General features: G+C 68.2%; 17 protein-coding genes. 9 read left to right on the top strand and 8 right to left on the bottom strand.

Annotated features, from left to right (window positions below; genetic code table 11):
• Positions 1-88: 88 nt before the first annotated feature.
• From EV646_RS36465 to EV646_RS36450, 4 genes are read left to right on the top strand one after another with little or no spacing between them, the layout of a single operon-like run.
• Positions 89-1,036: a carbohydrate kinase family protein gene (locus EV646_RS36465; protein WP_132156986.1), complete on the top strand. Its 948-nt coding sequence runs from the start codon at positions 89-91 to the stop codon at positions 1,034-1,036.
• Between the two features lie 7 nt (positions 1,037-1,043).
• Positions 1,044-2,336 (top strand): ABC transporter substrate-binding protein, encoded by a 1,293-nt coding sequence (locus tag EV646_RS36460; protein WP_132156984.1) that lies wholly within the window; start codon positions 1,044-1,046, stop codon positions 2,334-2,336.
• Positions 2,337-2,347: 11 nt separating this feature from the next.
• Positions 2,348-3,280, top strand: coding sequence for a carbohydrate ABC transporter permease (locus EV646_RS36455; RefSeq protein WP_132157147.1), 933 nt, complete (start codon positions 2,348-2,350; stop codon positions 3,278-3,280).
• Positions 3,280-4,104, top strand: a complete 825-nt coding sequence (locus EV646_RS36450) for a carbohydrate ABC transporter permease (RefSeq protein WP_132157145.1) — start codon at positions 3,280-3,282, stop codon at positions 4,102-4,104. Before EV646_RS36455 ends, EV646_RS36450 begins: the two co-directional genes overlap by 1 nt.
• Here the strand turns inward: EV646_RS36450 and EV646_RS36445 are convergent.
• Positions 4,070-6,334, bottom strand: a complete 2,265-nt coding sequence (locus EV646_RS36445; RefSeq protein ID WP_158291115.1) for a caspase, EACC1-associated type — start codon at positions 6,332-6,334, stop codon at positions 4,070-4,072. The two genes, EV646_RS36450 and EV646_RS36445, sit on opposite strands and share 35 nt — an antisense overlap.
• Before the next feature lies 1 nt (position 6,335).
• Positions 6,336-6,710, bottom strand: coding sequence for a hypothetical protein (locus EV646_RS36440; protein ID WP_132156980.1), 375 nt, complete (start codon positions 6,708-6,710; stop codon positions 6,336-6,338).
• Positions 6,711-6,832: 122 nt separating this feature from the next.
• On the opposite strand from EV646_RS36440, the gene EV646_RS36435 reads away from it, so the two are divergent.
• Both EV646_RS36435 and EV646_RS36430 read left to right on the top strand, forming a co-directional pair.
• Positions 6,833-7,027: a hypothetical protein gene (locus EV646_RS36435; protein ID WP_132156978.1), complete on the top strand. Its 195-nt coding sequence runs from the start codon at positions 6,833-6,835 to the stop codon at positions 7,025-7,027.
• 52 nt (positions 7,028-7,079) lie between these two features.
• The gene (locus tag EV646_RS36430; protein ID WP_132156976.1) at positions 7,080-8,432 is read left to right on the top strand and encodes a flotillin family protein; all 1,353 of its coding nucleotides are present in this window, start codon (positions 7,080-7,082) and stop codon (positions 8,430-8,432) included.
• A gap of 87 nt (positions 8,433-8,519) precedes the next feature.
• Here the strand turns inward: EV646_RS36430 and EV646_RS36425 are convergent, their stop codons facing one another.
• The 4 genes from EV646_RS36425 to ffh all read right to left on the bottom strand — a co-directional run bounded on the left by EV646_RS36425 (position 8,520) and on the right by ffh (position 14,197).
• A complete protein-coding gene (locus EV646_RS36425) occupies positions 8,520-9,608 on the bottom strand; it encodes an amidohydrolase family protein (protein WP_132156974.1) in 1,089 nt (362 codons plus the stop codon).
• 24 nt (positions 9,609-9,632) lie between these two features.
• Positions 9,633-10,787: a lytic transglycosylase domain-containing protein gene (locus tag EV646_RS36420; protein ID WP_241996558.1), complete on the bottom strand. Its 1,155-nt coding sequence runs from the start codon at positions 10,785-10,787 to the stop codon at positions 9,633-9,635.
• Positions 10,788-11,001: 214 nt separating this feature from the next.
• Positions 11,002-12,429: a lytic transglycosylase domain-containing protein gene (locus tag EV646_RS36415; RefSeq protein ID WP_132156970.1), complete on the bottom strand. Its 1,428-nt coding sequence runs from the start codon at positions 12,427-12,429 to the stop codon at positions 11,002-11,004.
• 205 nt (positions 12,430-12,634) lie between these two features.
• The gene (gene ffh, locus EV646_RS36410) at positions 12,635-14,197 is read right to left on the bottom strand and encodes a signal recognition particle protein (protein WP_132156968.1); all 1,563 of its coding nucleotides are present in this window, start codon (positions 14,195-14,197) and stop codon (positions 12,635-12,637) included.
• A 150-nt stretch (positions 14,198-14,347) separates the two neighbouring features.
• Between ffh and EV646_RS36405 the strand changes: the two genes are divergently transcribed.
• Entirely contained in the window at positions 14,348-14,797 is a 450-nt protein-coding gene (locus EV646_RS36405; protein ID WP_132156966.1) for a hypothetical protein, read from the top strand.
• A 325-nt stretch (positions 14,798-15,122) separates the two neighbouring features.
• Here the strand turns inward: EV646_RS36405 and EV646_RS39135 are convergent, their stop codons facing one another.
• Positions 15,123-15,449, bottom strand: coding sequence for a hypothetical protein (locus EV646_RS39135; protein ID WP_158291114.1), 327 nt, complete (start codon positions 15,447-15,449; stop codon positions 15,123-15,125).
• 326 nt (positions 15,450-15,775) lie between these two features.
• Here EV646_RS39135 and EV646_RS36395 point away from each other — a divergent pair, with 326 nt between their 5' ends.
• Both EV646_RS36395 and EV646_RS36390 read left to right on the top strand, forming a co-directional pair.
• A complete protein-coding gene (locus EV646_RS36395; RefSeq protein ID WP_132156962.1) occupies positions 15,776-16,264 on the top strand; it encodes a hypothetical protein in 489 nt (162 codons plus the stop codon).
• A gap of 220 nt (positions 16,265-16,484) precedes the next feature.
• Entirely contained in the window at positions 16,485-17,225 is a 741-nt protein-coding gene (locus tag EV646_RS36390) for an arginase family protein (RefSeq protein ID WP_241996557.1), read from the top strand.
• Here EV646_RS36390 and EV646_RS36385 read toward each other — a convergent pair.
• Positions 17,218-18,276, bottom strand: coding sequence for a DUF2332 domain-containing protein (locus EV646_RS36385; RefSeq protein ID WP_132156958.1), 1,059 nt, complete (start codon positions 18,274-18,276; stop codon positions 17,218-17,220). The two genes, EV646_RS36390 and EV646_RS36385, sit on opposite strands and share 8 nt — an antisense overlap.
• Between the last annotated feature and the right edge of the window lie 8 nt (positions 18,277-18,284).

Raw genomic sequence — 18,284 nt, 5'->3', positions numbered from 1 at the left:
AAAATCTTGATCAGCTATTGCGGATACTGCGCGAGAGATCCAGAATCCATGAACGAGTTTGATCGACAGTGCAGGAGAGTGCTGACGGATGGGTGAGCTGGACGTGGTCGTGTCCGGTCTGGTCTTCCAGGACCTGGTGCTCGGCCTGCCCACCGCGCCGCGTCCCGGCACCGAGGTCTGGGCCACCGACTCCGCGGAGAGCCCCGGCGGCATCGCCAACTTCGCCGTCGCCCTCGCCCGCCTCGGCCTCAGCACCGGCCTGGCCGCCGCCTTCGGCGCGGACGACATTGGCGACCGGGTCTGGCAAAGCCTCGAGCACGAAGGCATCGATCTGACTCTCTCCCGCAAGCTCGCCGGCTGGCAGACCCCTCTCACGGTGGCCCTTGCCTATGACAACGACCGGGCACTGGTCACCAGGGGCACCCCTCCCCTGTTGTCGGCTGACGAGCTGATCACCGCGCCGCCGGCTGCCCGAGCAGTCGCCGCCCACATCGGACCGTGGCCGAATGAGTGGCTGGCGAAAGCGAAGGCGGCCGGCAGCGTGGTGTTCGCCGACGTCGGCTGGGACCCCTCGGAGCAGTGGGACCCCGCAGTCCTCGACCAGCTCGAGCACTGCGACGTCTTCCTCCCGAACGCCGACGAGGCCATGAGCTACACCCGTACGACGTCCCCGACGGCAGCGCTCGAGCAACTCGCGGCCAAGGTCCCGGTGGTCGTGGTGTCGAACGGCGCGGCGGGCGCCGAAGCCATCGACTCCACCACCGGCGAGCGCGTCGTCGTACCCGCGTATCCAGTGCAGGCGGCGGACACCACCGGGGCGGGTGATGTGTTCGCCGCCGGCTTCATCGCGGCCACGCTGTGGCAGCTGCCACTCGAGCAGCGGGTGCGGTTCGCCGCGCTGACCGCGGCGCTGTCGGTCACCCGGCTCGGCGGCGCCGACGCCGCGCCCCGCTGGGCGGACCTGGCCGGATGGCAGGCGGCCCACCCCGAAGACCAGCATCTCCAAGCGCTGATCAGCGCCCACTCAGGAAGGTAATAACACCATGGAGCTCTCACGTCGGACGCTGCTCGCTGGGGGCTTCGCAGCCGTGCTCGGCGGGACCGTCGTCGCCTGTTCATCCGGAATGGACTCCGGCGGATCGGCGCCCAAGAAGAACACAGCCACCACGCTCACGCTGTGGTGCTGGCCTGGTGGTCTGGGCAAGTCGGTGGTCGACGACACCATCGCGCACTTCCCCGACCCGAAGATCAAGTACTCCGAGATCGGCGGCGACTTCAAGCAGAAGCTGATCACCACCTTCAACGGTGGCACCGGTGTCCCCGACATCACCGGAATCAAGGGCGAGGACATCGCCTCGATGCTGCCGCAGGCCGAGCGGTTCGTGGACCTGAAGACACTCGGTGCCGACTCGATCCTCGGTGAGTACGTCGACTGGAAGGTCAAGCAGGCCACCACGCTGGACGGCAAGGTCCTCGGCCTGCCGATCGACATCGGCCCCACCGCGCTGTTCTACCGCGAGGACGTCTTCACCAAGGGCGGCCTGCCCGGCGACCCGGCCACGATCGCCGCACAGCTGAAAACCTGGGACGACTTCTTCGCCGCCGGGGTCGAACTGAAGAAGGCGAACCCGAAAGCGCTGATGGTCTGGGACGCCACCGATCTGTACGACATCGTCGTCGGCCAGGGCACCGAGCGGTACGTCTCCAAGGACAACACGTTCATCGGCGACCAGGACCACATCAAGAAGGCCTGGGACACCGTGGTCAAGGCGATGACGCTGAAGATCGACGGCAAGACGCCGAGCGGTGGGCCGGACTGGAACGCCGGGCTCGACCAGGGCACGGTCCCGGCGCACATCGGCGCCGCGTGGGCGGCGCTCGACATCAAGTCCGCGGTCAAGAAGACCGTCGGCAAGTGGCGGCTGGCCCCGACTCCGAGCGGTCCGGCGAACTTCGGTGGTTCGTTCCTGACCATCACCAAGAACGCGGCCGACCCGGCGAAGGCGTTCGAGGTGATCAAGTACATGCTCAGCCCGGACAACCAGGCCAAGGCGTACGTCGACGCCCAGATCTTCCCGGCCGCGCCGGCCGCGTACGACAAGCCCGAACTCAAGGCCAAGGACGCGTTCTTCGGCGGCCAGGTGCCGATCGACGTGTTCGGCCCGGCCGCCAAGGCCGTCCCGGTCGCCTACCAGGCCCCGGCCGACGACGCCGTCGGCGCGCCGTTCAAGGACGAACTGAAGACGGTGCAGACCGGGTCCAAGTCGTCCGACGCCGCCTGGGCCTCCGCGGTCTCGAAGGCGAAGGCGATCGCCAAGCGCCAGGGAGTGCAGTGACCGGTACGACGATGCCGGCTACGTCGGCCGAGCCACTGACCGGATCCTCTGCCGGTCAGCGGCGCGGCCGGCGCGTCTGGTCGTACTGGCGGTTCTACCTGGCTCTATCGCCGTTCTACATCCTGTTCGCGGTGTTCGGGCTGTATCCGATGCTGTCCACGATCGTGCTGGCGTTTCAGCGCTGGGACGGTCTGAGCCCCCGGCGGTTCACCGGCCTGGACAACTTCCGTTTCCTGGTCGAGGACCCGACGTTCTGGCTGGCGCTGAAGAACACGCTCGTGCTGTTCTTCATGTCGACGATCCCGACGTTGAGCATCGCGTTGGTACTCGCGGTGATGCTGCAGTCCGCCGTACGGTTCACGAACGTCTACCGGATCGCCTACTTCATCCCGAACGTCACCTCGCTGGTCGCGATGGCGATCTTCTTCAGCTCCGTGTTCAGCACCAACTTCGGCTTGGTCAACGCCGCGCTGCGCTCGCTCGGCATCCCTGAGCAGGACTGGCTCGGGGAGCCGTGGGGGATCAAGATCGCGATCTCGACGATGATCGTGTGGGGCTGGGTCGGCTACAACACGCTGATCTACCTGGCCGGCCTGCAGGCGATCCCCAAGGAGCAGTACGAGGCAGCCAAGGTCGACGGCGCCGGTCCGGTACGGACGTTCTTCTCGATCACGCTGCCGCAGTTGCGGCCGATCGTGTTGTTCACCGTGGTCATCTCGACCATCGGCGGCCTGCAGACGTTCACCGAGCCGCAGGTGATGGTCGGCAACAGCGGCGGCACCGGCCAGAGCGGTATGACCATCGTCCTGTACTTCTACCGCGCCGCGTTCCTGGACAACGACTACGGCTTCGCCGCCGCGATCGCACTGAGCATCTTCGCGCTCGTGTTGTTGTTCACGGCAATCAACTGGCGGATCTTCCGGGTGAGAGGAGATGCCTCGTGATGCGCTATCGCTGGCGCGGGATCGCGCTGCACGCGGTGCTCGTGTTCGCGCTGCTGCTGTTCATGTTCCCGTTCGCCTGGACCATCATCATGGCGACGAACAGCACCGCCGACATCTACCGGTTCCCGCCGAAGTTCACCTTCGGGTCGCAGTTCGACGACAACGTCCGGCACGTGCTGGCGAACATCGCGTTCTTCCAGTCGATGGGCAACACCGTGATCGTGGCGGTCTCGACGACGCTGCTGGTGCTGTTCTTCGACTCGCTGGCCGCGTTCACCTTCGCCAAGTTCCGGTTCCCGGGCCGGAACGCGTTGTTCGTCCTGCTGCTGGCGACGATGCTGCTGCCGGCGCAACTGGCCGCCGTACCGCAGTTCCAGACGATGGCGATTCTCGGCTGGGTCGGTTCGCTCAAGGCGCTGATCGTCCCCGGCGCGGCGAACGCGTTCGGGATCTTCTGGATGCGGCAGTACTTCCAGAACTCGATCCACGACGAACTGGTCGAGGCGGCGACGCTGGACGGCTGCGGCTTCATGGGCACCTACTGGCATGTCGCGCTGCCGTCGGCCCGGCCGGCGCTGGCGTTCCTGGGCGTCTTCACGTTCGTCGGGTCCTGGAACGACTACATGTGGCCGCTGATCGTGCTCACCAACCCCGACCATCTGACCTTGCAGGTCGCGCTGTCGCAGCTGAACCGCTCGCACGGCGTCGATTACAGCATGCTGATGACCGGGGCGCTGATGGCGATGGTGCCGCTGGTGGTCGTGTTCGCGATCTTCGCGCGCCAGTTCATCAAGGGTGCGACTGAGGGCGCAGTACGCGGGTAAGGACACCGGCCGCCACCAGCGCGTTGGCGAGCAATGCGGTGAGGAAGGTGGCCGGTGAGTCGCCGTCGGTCAGTGCGGGTACGGCGGCAATGGTGCTGAGCACGGCGTATGTCGCCACGGTCGCGCTGAGCCAAGCGATGGATCGGGACTCGGCCGCGGCCAGGGCAAGCCACGCCATCGCGACGATCACCAGCGGCTCGAGGACGGCCAGCTTGGTGACGTCTATGAACGCGAAGTCGTCGGGGTGCTTGATGAACGCACTGATGAGCAACAGGATGCCGCCGGCAACAACCAGGACCACGGCCGGTGGCGACACCGGCCAGAGTCGCCAGTTCTCGGGCCACAGCACAATCAGCAGTACGGCGACCATCACCGCTGCGACCACGAGGGTCATGAGCCAGGTGCCGCTCCCGCCCTCGACGATGCGGGCGCCGAGGACGAGTACGGCGTCCTCCAGCACGGACGCGGCACATCCGGCGACGACGCCGAGTGCGATGGGTCCCGCCCAGCGCGCGAGCAGGCTTGCGAGCAGTGCGCCGATCGAGGACAGGATCATCGGATCGGTCGCACTGCGGTACACACGCCAGTCGGTGTTGGGGTCGTACCAAAGCTTGTGGCTGTACGCCTCCCCCGGCCAGTTCAGGTAGATGAGAACCAGCGCACCAAGCGCCAGTACGCCGACCGCCCACCACGGGACGGGGGTCTTCGCCGGCACCTGGCCTACCGGGGTAGGCACGGATGTCCTCGCGGGCTGCGCCGGCTCGTGCTTCGGCGCAGGCTGGGGCTGAGCCGAGGGCTCCGGCACTGGCTGAGCTCTGGGCTGCGCCACCGGCTGCGGCTGAGCTGCGGGCTCCGGGATGGGCTGGGCCGCGGGCTGTGCGACCGGCTCGGTCTGGGACTTGGGTTCGGGTTCGGGGACAGGCAGGGGTGGGGCTGGCTTTGGTTGTGGTTCGGGTTCGGGCGGTGGCGGCGGCGGTTCGGAGTCGGTGTCCGGGACCGTCAGCTGGACCGGGACCACGCACTCCCCCGTCGGCCCCGCGATGACCACCGAGGCCTCGTGCTCACCCAGATCACGCAGCTCGCTGCTCACCCGCACGGTCGCGCCGTCCTGCTCCACCCGGACCCAATCAGCCTCCGACGACGCCACCGCGGTCAACGCGATCGGCGGCCCCTCCAACCGCAGCTCGGCCGCCACGGCGCCAGGGCCGAGCTCCAGCGACGCCGGAGTCACCCGCGGTACGGCTTCCGATATCGCCCGTACGGCGGCCTCCGACACCTTGCGGCTGTCGTCGTCGACCAGCCGGTGCAGTGCCTGCCAAGCGCCGTACGCCTGGCCGAGGTCGGCGTCGTACAACTTCCCGCGCAGGTAGTCGACCACGCCGAACCTTGCCGGCGGCAACGGACTCTCCATCGCCTCGACGAGCTCTGGCGCGAGCGGCGCCGGGGTGATGCGCCGGACCCGGCTGCGGGCGATCAGCAGCTCGCCCTGGGATCCAAAGGTCCACATCTGCGGGTTCTGGTTCGGGGTGACCCGATGGACCCGGTCGGTGACGTACCCGACCAGTTCGGTGAGGCCGACCCAGCCGTCGCCGTCCCGGTCCGCCTCGCCGGTGCTCAGCCCGTCCACGACCGCGCTGGTGAAGACCGACGGCGAGGGCTTCGTCGCATCGGTGGCGAGCTGGTCGCCTTCGAAGGCGTACTCCATCGCGCTGGACGCCGTCACCACCACCCGGCCGCGCCCACCGCCGACCTCTTCCTGACCCGCGAACGCATCCCGGACCTGCGCTTCGCCGGCCGCGCGTACGACCATGCCCCGCGGGAACGCACCGCCGTAGCAGCAGTCGAGGAACAGTGCGATCCGCTGGGCCCGGCTGTCGGCCATTTGACGGTTGACGAAGTCGGCGGCGACCGCGGTCGACGCAAGCCGGTTCGGCTTGGTGTCCGCGACCGCGAGGAACAGCTCGCCGGCCGCGTTCTTCAGGCCGTGGCAGGAGAAATGCAGCAACAGCAGGTCTTCCGGCGCCCGGTCAGCGAAGAAGTCCTCGACGGCAAACCGGATCTGCTGAGCCGACTCGTTGTGCAGGACCTGGACCTCGAATCCGCCGACCGACGGATCCGCGAGTACGTCGGCCAGCACGGCCGCGTCCTGCGCCGGAGCGATCAGCCGGCGCAGGCCGGGGTCGTCGTACTGGTCATTCGCCACGACGAGTGCGATCCGCGAACCGTCCATGTCACGAGTGCTTCCGGACGAAGGCATCCACCAGTTGCCGCTGCGCCTCGTCGTTGGCGCCGCTGAGCTCGATCGTGTCGCCGTCGATCGTCATCTTCACCTGCCGCGCGCTGCCGGAGCGGCGCAGCCAGTCCCGCACCACTGCGACCACCACACCAATCGCCTGCAGGCCGGGCACCAGCGACACGCTGAGCACGCCGGCGATCGCGGCCAGACCCGACCGCGCTCCCTCCGGCGCCTCGCCTTCGTGATAGTGCTCGACCGCGGGCACGTCGTCGAGCTCCAGCAACTCCTGCCGCAGCAGCAGCGCCAGTTCCTCGAGCCGCCCGTCGTCAGCCCCGGCTTCCACGACCCCGAGCCGCACCTCCGCGCCCATGCGCCCCTTCCCCACCCCCAGGCCGCATCTCAAACGATCCTCCTGTGCTGCGCCGGCCACAAGCCATTACCCCGTAGGCTTCGGGGAACTGCAGTGGGCGAGGTTGCGTCGGAGGGGTGTTCATGGTTGGCAAAAGGGGGCGTGTGATCGGCCGGATCGCACCGGGGACCGTCGGCGAAGTGATGCTGCCGGTGAGGGGTGCCACCGAGGCCTTCTACGCTTACCCAGCGACTGACGAGGTGATCGAGGTGGGCACCCAGGTGGTGGTCGTCGAGTTCGACCCACCGCGGACCGTCTACGTCGCTCGCGCCATCTGACCAACACCACCCGACGCCGAGGGCGGCGGAACTTTTGTTCCCTGGAGGGGAAATGCTCTGGACGTACCTGATCATCGGTGCCGCGGCGCTGGTGGTCCTGCTCATCCTGTTCCGGATGGTCTGGCGGGTGGCCGAGCCGAACGAGGCGCTGATCATCTCCGGTCTCGGCGCGCATTCGAGCCAGGAGCAGGTCAACGAGACGCTCGGCTTCAAGATCGTGGTCGGCCGCGGTACCGCCGTACTGCCGGGATTCCAGACCGTACGGCGGTTGCCGCTCGACATCCGGGCCACACCGCTGACGGTGACGTGTGTGTCGAGCCAGGGCATCCCGCTGCACATCAAGGGCGTCACGGCGTACAAGGTCGGTGACGACTACGGCTCGATCGCGAACGCGGCCCGGCGGTTCCTGGAGCAGAGCGACGAGCAGGTGATGAGCACCATCCACGAGCTGTTCGCCGGTCACCTGCGGGCGATCGTCGGCTCCACCACGGTCGAGGAGATGCTGCACGACCGGGAGACGCTGACCACGAACATCCGCGGCTCGCTGGCCGGCGACATGGAGAAGCTCGGCCTGGTGGTCGACTCGCTGCAGATCCAGGAGATCGACGACGAGTCCGGCTACATCAAGAACCTGGGCCGCCCGCAGGCCGCCGCGGTCGAGGCCGCGGCCCGGATCGCGCAGGCCGAGCGGGACCGGGAGGCGACCGAGCGCGAGCAGGCCGCCGCGGCGCAGAAGGCGGCCGCCGTACGGGAGAGCTCGATCGCGCAGGCCGGTTACCAGGCCGAGGTCGACCAGGCGAAGTCGAAGGCGTCGCAGTCCGGCCCACTGGCCGAGGCGCTGGCCCGGCAGGAAGTCGTCGTCGCCGAGACGGAGACCGCGAAGCTGAACGCGTCGCTGGCCGAGAAGCAACTGGAGTCGACGGTGCTGAAGCCGGCCGACGCCGAGGCGTACAAACAGCGCACGCTCGCCCAGGCCGCCCGGGACGCCCAGATCGCGGCCGCCGAGGCGCAGGCCCGGGAGGTCCAGCTGCGCGGTGAGGCGCAGGCGAAGGCGACCGAGCTGACCGGTAAGGCCGAGGCGGCCGCGGTCCAGGCGAAGGCGATGGCTGAGGCCGCCGGTATCAAGGCCCGCGCCGAGGCGCTGGCGACCAACACCGACGCGGTCGTCGCGCAGCAGCTGGCCGAGGCCTACCCGGAGATCGTCGCCGCGGCGGCGAGCTCGTTCGAGAAGGTCGGCAACATGGTCGTCCTGAACGGTGCCCAGGGCATCGAGGACACCCTGGTCAAGACCATCACCATGGGCGGCTCCGGCTTCGCCCTGGCCAAGCAGCTGATCGACTCGCTGGCTACTCCGAAGAACGGCGACAAGCCCACCCTCGAGCCGGTCCCGAACGAACCCGCCTGACCCACACCCGCAACGTCCGAAGAACTGAGGCCTATAGCGCTCGGTTCTTCGGACGTTACTGCTTTCAGGTGCATTAAAGCCACCGGACTAGCTCACTATCCGGCCGCGCAGCACGATCAGGCGCGGGTGCGTCAGTACGGCGGGATTCGTGCGCGGGTCCTCGTCGTACACCACCAAGTCCGCCGGATCGCCGGGCTGCAGCGTGCTGGGCGCGCCGAGCCACTCGCGGGCGCCCCACGATCCGGCGCTGAGAGCCTCCTGGCCGGACATGCCGATGGAGGTCAGCGCCTGGATCTCCTGCGCCACGAGACCGTGCCCGAGCACACCACCCGCGTCGGTCCCCGCATACACCGGTACGCCGGCCTCGTACGCCGCCCGCAGCCGCTCGAGGCGACGGTCGTACAGGTCGCGCATGTGCGCCGAGTAGACCGGGAACTTGGCCTCGGCCTGATCGGCGTACTGCGGGAAGTTCTCCAGCTGGATCAGCGTCGGGACCACGGCGACGCCGTGCTCGGCCATCTGGTCGAGCATGTCCGGCAGCAGTCCGGTGCCGTGCTCGATGCAGTCGATGCCGGCGGCAAGCAGATCCGGGAGGGAGTGCTCACCGAAGACGTGCGCGGTGACGCGGGCGCCGAGCTCGTGAGCGCGAGCGATCGCCGCGTTGAGAGCCTCGGCGGGCCAGCAGGGGGTGAGGTCGCCGGCGTCGCGGTCGATCCAGTCGCCGACCAGCTTGACCCACCCGTCGCCGCGGCGGGCCTCCTGATCGACGTACGCGACCAGTTCGTCCGGCTCGATCTCCCAGCCGTAGTTGCGGATGTAGCGCTTGGACCGGGCGATGTGCCGGCCGGCCCGGATGATCTTCGGCAGATCCTCCCGGTCGTCGATCCAGCGGGTGTCCGCGGCCGAACCGGCGTCGCGGACCAGCAGCGCACCGGCGGCCCGATCGGTGATCGCCTGCTGTTCCTGGGTCTCGCGGTCGACGGCGCCGTGCTGGTCGAGGCCGATGTGGCAGTGCGCGTCGACCAGGCCGGGCACGATCCAGCCGCCGGTGTGCAGGGTGCTGACATCAGCAGCGGTGGGCCGGTCGACGACCAGCCCACCGCTGAGGTGGATCTCCTGCCGCTCGCCGCCCGGCAACACCGTGCCGACCAGCCTGAGTACGCCGGTTTCCGTCATACCGCGACGTTATCCGGCGCCGACTCAGCCGTGCGAGCCGCCACCGGGCGTACAGGTCGGGGTGGTCGGGTCGTCAGTGCTGCACGGCGTCCCGGTCGGCGTGTCCGTCGGGGTCGTCGTCGGCGTCTCGGTGGGTGTCGGCGTGGGAGTGGGGGTCGGAGTCGGCGTCGGCGTACGCGTCGGCGTCGGGCTCGGGGTCTTGGTCGGCGTCTTGGTGGGGGTCTTGGTCGGCGTCTTCGTCGGCGTGTCCGCCGGGTCCGGCAGCGTCGGCTCGCTGGTGCCCGGAGTGGTCGGCTTCGGCGTCGGGGTGGTTGCGGTGATCGGCTTGTCGTCGTTGACGTCGGGCACCTCGCGCGGGTCGACCTTGCGCTCGGCGTTGCCGGCCGGCTTCGCCGCCGACAGCATCCCCTTCTCGTTCGGGATCAGCACCGCGTTCTTGCTGTAGACCCGCATCCACTTCAGCACGGTGGCGACGAAGTCACTGGAGTGCTGGTACCGCAGCAGGGAGGCGACCAGGTCGCGGGGGCGCTTCAGGTCATCGCCCTCGGAGCACAGGTAGACCGCGACCGTGGTGACCGCGTCGTACACGTTGTTCGGGTTGCGGAAACCGTCGCCGTTGCCGTCGGCGCCGAACTCGTCCCACACCTGCGGGATGATCTGCATCGGCCCGACCGCGCGGTCCCAGGTCAGGTCACCGTCGTACCGGCCCTTGTCGGTGTCGGTGATCCGGCCGTTGCCGGCGCGGCCGTTGAGCACCGGGCCGAGGATCTTGCCCCGGGTGGTGCCGACCACGTCGACCCGGCCACCGCTGGCGTGGTCGGACTCGACCTTGCCGATGCCGGCCAGCAACGGCCAGGTGAGCCCGCAGTTCGGCCGGACGACGGCCAGGTTCGCGGTGGCCCGGCGGTAGGCCGGGAACACGCCGCGCGGGATGCCGTTGACGGCATCGGGCCGGCCGGGCCGGACTACGGACTTGCCGTCGGTCGCACCTTGCACAGGCACGTCCGCACGGGCGGGTTTGTCAGATCCGAGCCGGCCGTCCACTCCGGGACGCTGCGGAACGATCATGGTCAGTTCGTCGAATTCACCGCTGTTCAGCCCGGCTCCAGGCGATGGTGCGACCGGGCTGTCCGCCGCGAGCTGACCGGAGGCACCGGCTCCACCCGAGGCGACTGTCACGATGGCCCCGACCAGGAGAGGGGCCGTGCACAGTGTGGCGATGATTATTTTGACCCGACGGTTACCACTACGGGTTAGGCGCATAGTCCCCTCAACGATCCATACGCCAGAAAGTTACATCAAGTCGACGCAAAGTTACCTGACCCGCCAACACCCCGAAAACGGGGACCACTGAGGGTTTTTCAGCGGTCGATGCGCGGTGTCTGGCCCGGGTTCAGCCGGCCGGTTGGGATGCCTCGTCCGACGTCGATGCGGTGCTACCGCAGGGCGTCGACGTCGCCGTCGGCTCCGGCGTCACGGTCGGAGTGGTGGTCGGCTCCGGCGTGCAGGTCGCATCCGGCGACTGGGTCGGCGTCGTGGTCGGCGACTCCGAGGGCGTTGTGCTGGGCGACTCCGACGGCGTGGCGGTCGGCGACTCCGACGGGGTCGTGGTCGGCGACTCCGACGGAGTGGTCGGCGACTCCGACGGAGTGGTCGGCGTCGTGGTCGGCGTACTGGGCGTGCCTGGGGTGTTGGTCGGCGACGGCGTCGGCGAGTACGGCGGCTTGGGCGTCGTCGGCGTCGTCGTCGGCGTCACCGTCGGCGTCGTGGTCGGGATCGTCGATGGCGTGGCCGGCTTGGTCGGCGAACTGCTCGGCGAAGTCGGCTTGGTGGTGGTCTGCGAGCTCGGGCTCGGCGTCGTCGGGGTGACCGACGGCGTCGGGCTGGTCGGCGGCGGCGTCGTCGTGGAGGACCGCGTCGGGTCGTTCGACTTGTCGACGTTGCCGTCGTCGTTCGACGGCGGGGTGATCACGCCCTGGGTGTCCGGGATCGTCACCGTCTGCTTGGCGTACGACTGCATCCAGCGCAGCACTGTGGACACGTAGTCCATCGAGTGGTTGTAGCGCAGCACCGCCTGCACCAGGCCTTGTGGGTCGGACAGGTTCGCCCCGCCCGAGCACAGGTAGTCGCCGGCCGCGCGAGCCGCGTCGTACACGTTGTGCGGGTCCTTGACCCCGTCGCCGTTGCCGTCGGCGCCGTACGACTTCCAGGTGCCGGGGATGAACTGCATCGGGCCGACCGCCCGGTCCCAGCTCGAGTTGCCGTCGTACAGGCCCTGATCGGTGTCCGCGATCGCGGCCATCCCTGGGCCGCCGTCGAGGACGGGACCGAGGATCTTGCCGCGGGTGTTCCCGTTCGCCTCGACCTTGCCGCCGCTCGCGTGCGCGGACTCGACCTTGCCGATACCGGCGAGCAGCGGCCAGGTCAGGTGGCAGCCCGGCATCGCCAGGGCGAGATCGTGGGCCGCTTTCTGGTACGCCGCCAGGACGGTCCCCGGGATGCCCGACGCATCGCCAGTGATACCCGGGATCGGCTGCACCGGACCGTCGACGGCACCGGTCACCGGGACCTGGACGGTCGACTTCTCCTGCGTGGGCAGGCTGCCATCGGCACCCGGCCGCGGCGGAACCTGGTTGGCCAATTCGTCGAAAACCGAGTCCTGTCGCGGCTGCGCCAGCGCGTGGGCGTCGACGATGAAGGTGTTCGAAGTGACGCCGCCGGCGACAAACACGGCGACCATGGCGGTGGGCGGAGCCAAGATGACCCAGGTGGCGGTCAACTTCCCCCGCCACGTATCCAGGTTCTTGAACTGCTGCCTCATCCGAACCGTCCTTCGACGTATTCCGCAGTACCAGGGTCTCTTGGGCGCAGGCACGATCTTAGCCGTCACAGGGTGACGGACAACCGGTAACGGTGTGCCACTTCATGCAGTGACCGAGTACCGATCGGGCAATCCGCCCGCGCGTAACCCACCGTAGACAACCTTGCTCCACCGCCACGTCAGGCGAACGGCGGACAAGATTCACCTACTGGCCGCCGCCGAGCATCTTCTTCAGGTCGTCCGGAAGCTCGAAGTCGCCGTCGGTCTGGCCGGCACCCCCGAACGCGGCCGGCAGCTCACCCGGCTGCGGCGCCGCCGGCTTGCCCTGCTTCGCCCGCTTGGCCGGGTTGCCCGAGCCACGCTTGCTCTTCTTCTGTTGTGCCTGCTGCTTCGCCTTCCGCGCACCACCCCCGGGCATTCCCATCCCCGGCATCCCCGGCATCCCGGGCAGGCCCTTGCCGGTCGCCATCGCGTTCATCATCTTGCGGGCCTCGAAGAACCGCTCGACCAGCCCGCTCACGGTCGCCACCTCGGTACCGGAACCCTTCGCGATCCGGGCCCGGCGGGAGCCGTTGATGATGTTCGGATCGGCCCGCTCGGCCGGCGTCATCGAGTGGATGACCGCCTCGATCCGGTCGATCTCGCGCTCGTCGAAGTTCTCCAGCTGGTCCTTGAACTGGGACGCGCCGGGCAGCATGCCGAAGATCTTGGTCAGCGGACCCATCTTGCGGACCGACTGCATCTGGGCGAGGAAGTCGTCCAGAGTGAAGTCCTTGCCGCCCTTCTTCTGCAGCTTGGCCGCGGTCTTGGCGGCCTCCTCGGCGTCGAAGGTGCGCTCGGCCTGCTCGATCAGGCTCATCACGTCGCCCATGCCGAGGATGCGCGACGCCATCCGGTCGGGGTGGAAGACGTCGAAGTCCTCGAGCTTCTCGCCGTTCGAGGCGAACATCACCTGGCGGCCGGTCACCTGCGCGATCGACAGCGCGGCACCACCGCGGGCGTCACCATCCAGCTTCGACAGTACGACGCCGTCGAAGCCGACCCCGTCCAGGAACGCCTGGGCCGTGGTGACCGCGTCCTGACCGATCATCGCGTCGACGACGAACAGGATCTCGTCCGGCGAGACCGCGTCGCGGATGTCGGCGGCCTGCTTCATCAGTTCCTCGTCGACACCCAGCCGGCCGGCCGTGTCGACGATGACCACGCTGTGCTGCTTGGCACGCGCCTCGTCCATCGCCTTGCGGGCGACATCCACCGGGTCGCCGACGCCGTTACCCGGCTCCGGCGCGAACACCGCCACACCGGCCCGCTCGCCGACCACCTGCAGCTGGGTCACCGCGTTCGGCCGCTGCAGGTCGGCCGCGACCAGCATCGGCGTCTGGTGCCGGGTCTCCTTCAGCCACTTGGCCAGCTTCCCGGCCAGGGTCGTCTTACCGGCACCCTGCAGACCGGCCAGCATGATCACCGTCGGCGGCCGCTTCGCCATCCGCAGCTCACGGGTCTCGCCACCGAGGATGTTGACCAGTTCCTCGTTGACGATCTTGATCACCTGCTGCGCCGGGTTCAGCCCGCCGCGCACCTCGGCCCCACTGGCCCGCTCCCGGACCGCCGCGATGAACTCCTTCACCACCGGCAGCGCGACATCCGCCTCCAGCAGCGCGATCCGGATCTCCCGCGTGGTCGCATCAATATCGGCATCGGTCAACTTGCCCTTACCGCGCAAATTCTTGAACGCAGCAGACAACCGATCAGAAAGCGTGTCGAACACGAGGCAGAGTCCGTTCCTAGAGACACCCGAACAACTCCCCGAGTCTACCGGTGCCCCCAGCCTCCCAAAGCCTGTGGATAACTTCCGCGGCCCGGCGCCGGATCTCGCTACCGTGATCGCACCCTCGAGCACACGTCAGGAGAGCCCCGGATGCCACTCGACATTCCGACATTCACCAAGGAGTTCAACCGTGCGCGCGACCGCGTCCACGGCGGACATCCGGTGAACCTCGCGGCTGAGCAGGAACGGCTGCGAGCGCTGGTGCCTGCAGACGCATCGGAGCACGACCGTGCCTGGACGGCCCGGGTCATCGCCAGCCTCGCCGAGCCGCCACCACCAGCGCGGGAGTGGAGCGAGCTCTACCACGAGGCCGGCCGGATCCACACCGCCGCATATCCCGTCGAAGGCACCGTCGAGGAGCAGATCGCCGCGCTGCAGGAAGCTCGCCGCAGGATCTGGGAGATCGCCGATCGCGCGCCGGACGACGAGGAAGCCGACATCCGCGCGATGACACGAGCGCTCGAGCACATCGAGAACGAGCTCCGGGACCCGTCCTGGCCGGACCAGGACGGGTCATCACCTCCGCAGCGCGATGCCTGACCGTCCGGAGCTGATTTCACCCGACTCGCCGTCGTACCGCGAGTTCACCCGGCTGTATCGCTTGGCGCGAAGCATTCGCCCGACGCCGATCGACCGCTGGAACGGACAGCTGTACGCGATGAACGGCGACACCCTCGGCGGCTTCGACCATCGGACCGGATCGATCAAGGTCAACGGTCCGCTGGTATTTCGGTACCTCACCGGCCGACCGGCTCCGAATCGCCGTCGTCAGGCCCAGGCCCTTTCGACGGTCCTGCACGAAGCAACGCATGCGGGCATGACGCTGGACGCACCGGCCGAGCCCAATGCAGTGCGAACGAACCATTCACTTGGCCTCACCGAGGGCCTCGCCGAGCTTCGAGCAGCGCAGGACTTCCAAATCTTCGCCGAGCTCGCCGGGTACCCAGGGTTGGTCTTCACCGAACCGCAGTACGAGGGAGCCTTCATCGCAACGGAGAGCCTGCTGAAGCAGGCGTCCGGCCTTCGCGTGGACTCGGAGCAGTTGATCGATCGGCTCGCGCAGGGCCCGGGCGTCATGCATTTCGATCAGATCGCCGAGGCCGTCCTTCAGAACCGTCTGGCAGAGGTCGTTCCCTTCCGCACCACGGATCGGACCGCCGTACGCGCGGCCTTGATCGAAACCATGCTCCATCCGCAATGGGCAACCCTCATCCACCGACCAGCTGACTCCGGCAGATCCGTCGCGAACGAGATCGGCCAAGCACTCAACTCAAAGCTCGACGAGCTCCGCCGCCACTACCGATCAGCGCCAAGAGCTCCGTGGCCGACTGCCCCACCCAACGCAGATGCCGACCGCGCACCACAACCAACCACCGACCCGCCCGACAGCAACCACCTGCCACCCGAACTCAGATTTCTTGCCGGCGTCGCACCGGCGGCCGACGCCACTCGGCGCAAACCCGTAGCAGGTGACGGGTCACGTCGCTCCGGGCATTTGATGAAAGGAGTGGAGAAACGATGGATCTCGAGACATTCAGAAAGCAGTTCCAGGCTAGGCGGTGGCTGTTGATCGATCAGGTCGTCGATGTACTGGTCGAGGCACAGGAGGACGTGTACGGGCTGATCTCCGAGCTCGCGGACCAGAATGACAAGCGCGCGGCCACCGTGATGGTTGAGGAGATGGCGGATGTGCTTCCTCCTTTCCTGGAAGGTAGGAGCCGAGCGCGACGGCTTGCGGAGCAGGCGTTGCAGAAGTGGTGCGAGGGAGCCCGCGGCCGGGACGAGAAGCTGGCGGCGCTTGCGCAGGCGAGGGCGACGATTTGGCAACTCGCTGACGAGGCCGGGGACGAAGAGGTCTCCATTCGTGCGATGACCCGGAGCCTGGACTGCGAGGAAAGAGAACTGGAGTACGGCGGTGCCCCGTGGAGCGAGGAGATCGCGGAGCGCTACCAGCCGACGGTCCAGGAGCGAAACGAGCAGGAGTTGTGGAGGACCGCCGGGGTTTGATTGACAGCGGTGGATTCACACGTGAGGATCTAACCGATCCAGCAGAGATTAACGGTTAGGGATGATTGGGGTGGGGATGGGGCGGGTGGTGGTGGATGGGCCTTCTAATTTGGGGTTGCGGGCGCCGGGGGTGGGGGTGGTGCCGGGGTGTTACAAGTTGGCGGGGGCAGTGAGGGATCAGGGGTTTTTGGGGCGGATCGGGGCTGTGGATGGGGGGTGTGTGACGGCGCCCCGGTATGACGTGGGCGGGTGGAAGCCGGGGGACGGGGTGTTCAACGCGGGGGCGATGGCGGCGTACACGGTGAGGTTGGCAGATCGGTTGGGGAAGTTGTTCGATGACGGGCGGTTTGTCGTGCTGCTGGGGGGTGAGTGCAGCAACCTGCTCGGGCCGGCGTTGGCGCTGAAGCGGCGTGGGCGGTACGGCGTGGTGTATCTCGACGGGCACTCGGACTTCCGGACGGTGGACAACTCGCCGTACGTCGGAGCCGCGGGCGGTGAGGCACTCGCGCTGGTCACAGGCCGCGGGCAAAAGGATCTCACCGACCTTGAAGGACGCACGCCGTACACGCGGGACACGGACGCGGTGTTGCTGGGGATCAGGGCGGACGACGAGTACGTCGGGGATGTCGAGGCCGCCGGCATCCCGGTCTGGCCCGCACTCAAGATCGCCCAAAACCCCACCGAGGCGGCGACCGAAGCACTCGAACATCTGGAGCGGGACGAGCTCGACGGGTTCTGGGTGCATCTGGACGTCGACATCCTCGACGCCGAGGTGATGCCGGCGGTCGACAGTCCCGACCCCGGCGGGATCAACCACGCCCAGCTCAGAGCACTCCTGCGACCGTTGCTAGCGGCACCTAAGTGCGTGGGAATCGACGTCGGCATCTTCGACCCGGACCTCGATCCCGACGGCGTCTACGCGGCCGAGCTGACGGACACGTTGGTGGCGGCGCTCACCTGATCTCGGAGGGAAGTTCCCAGACCAGACCCTGGCCGTGGGGTTCGGCGCGGCCCAGTACCCGCCGTACGCCGCCCGGCCAGAGCTGCAGCTCGACCAGGAACTCGTACGACGCGCCAGCCGTCCGCGGAAGCGGTTCGAGCCGGAGACGAGCCAGCGGGGACGACGCCACAGCCCGCGCACCCAGCTCCGCCAACCGCGCATCCACAGCGGCCCGGTCCTCGCGAGTCAGGTACTGCCACATGATCGAGTGCCAGACGACCGTCACGTGTCCCGGCGACAGCTCCAGACCGCGAACGAACGAGACGGCGTCCTCCCGTCGTACGTCGGCGGGCACTTCCCGCGCGACCGAAAGCGCACCACGCAACCGCGCCAGCCGCTCAGGCATGTCCGGCCATACGTACGACGTCAACGTACGAGCGCCCTCGTCGGTCAACGGGTTCACCGGCGCGATGTCGCTCCCAACCCGCTCCGCGATCCGCAACGGCACCGGCTTCAGAGACTGGCCCGACCAGGCGTTGTCGAACACCACCGGGCTGTCCACAACGCCGAAGCTGGTCCCGTCCGCTACGTTGTACCGGAAGTGGTCAGCACGCAGGTTGAGCCCACCACTCGCGCCGATCTCGAACAGCCGCACCGGCAACGGCACTGTCTCGACCAGCTGCAGCAGGCCGCCGTACAACGCGGCCGCGCGCCCCACCTCGTTCGTCTGCGGCGGCTGGGTCAGCAACGACCGCAGCTCGGCCGACCGGGACTGCAGGACCTGCTCGAACGCCTCCCAGCCCAGCACCGGGTCCCACGACCCGCCAACGCTCGGATAGAACGCAGCCAACTCCGGCGCCTCTCCCGCCAGCACGAGCCGGTGCACAGAGCCGAGCAGCCGCAGTGCGATCGCATCCCCGAACGGACGGTCCTCATAGCCGGCCAGCACAGCGGCCGCCACTCCCCCGACCTCGTAGTCGTCCACGATCAGCCTGATGAGCTCGGCGTACATCGGCGAGCCGAGGTCCTCGCAGACGATGGCTTGACGCTGGAAAGCCGCTACGACATCCACAGCCCTGA

The sequence above is a fragment of the Kribbella antiqua genome (genome assembly GCF_004345665.1).
In the GTDB taxonomy this organism is placed as follows: domain Bacteria; phylum Actinomycetota; class Actinomycetes; order Propionibacteriales; family Kribbellaceae; genus Kribbella; species Kribbella antiqua.
This window is presented reverse-complemented; position numbering and strand designations above follow the sequence as displayed.

Excerpts from the sequence above, each read along its gene's own strand:
- EV646_RS36450 (WP_132157145.1), top strand. The coding sequence starts at position 3,280 with ATGCGCTATCGCTGGCGCGGGATCGCGCTGCACGCGGTGCTCGTGTTC.
- EV646_RS36460 (WP_132156984.1), top strand. The coding sequence starts at position 1,044 with ATGGAGCTCTCACGTCGGACGCTGCTCGCTGGGGGCTTCGCAGCCGTG.
- EV646_RS36435 (WP_132156978.1), top strand. The coding sequence starts at position 6,833 with ATGGTTGGCAAAAGGGGGCGTGTGATCGGCCGGATCGCACCGGGGACC.
- EV646_RS39135 (WP_158291114.1), bottom strand. The coding sequence starts at position 15,449 with ATGGAGCATGGTTTCGATCAAGGCCGCGCGTACGGCGGTCCGATCCGT.
- EV646_RS36405 (WP_132156966.1), top strand. The coding sequence starts at position 14,348 with ATGCCACTCGACATTCCGACATTCACCAAGGAGTTCAACCGTGCGCGC.
- EV646_RS36455 (WP_132157147.1), top strand. The coding sequence starts at position 2,348 with ATGCCGGCTACGTCGGCCGAGCCACTGACCGGATCCTCTGCCGGTCAG.
- EV646_RS36425 (WP_132156974.1), bottom strand. The coding sequence starts at position 9,608 with ATGACGGAAACCGGCGTACTCAGGCTGGTCGGCACGGTGTTGCCGGGC.
- EV646_RS36465 (WP_132156986.1), top strand. The coding sequence starts at position 89 with ATGGGTGAGCTGGACGTGGTCGTGTCCGGTCTGGTCTTCCAGGACCTG.
- EV646_RS36430 (WP_132156976.1), top strand. The coding sequence starts at position 7,080 with ATGCTCTGGACGTACCTGATCATCGGTGCCGCGGCGCTGGTGGTCCTG.
- EV646_RS36415 (WP_132156970.1), bottom strand. The coding sequence starts at position 12,429 with ATGAGGCAGCAGTTCAAGAACCTGGATACGTGGCGGGGGAAGTTGACC.
- EV646_RS36445 (WP_158291115.1), bottom strand. The coding sequence starts at position 6,334 with ATGGACGGTTCGCGGATCGCACTCGTCGTGGCGAATGACCAGTACGAC.
- EV646_RS36440 (WP_132156980.1), bottom strand. The coding sequence starts at position 6,710 with ATGGGCGCGGAGGTGCGGCTCGGGGTCGTGGAAGCCGGGGCTGACGAC.
- EV646_RS36395 (WP_132156962.1), top strand. The coding sequence starts at position 15,776 with ATGGATCTCGAGACATTCAGAAAGCAGTTCCAGGCTAGGCGGTGGCTG.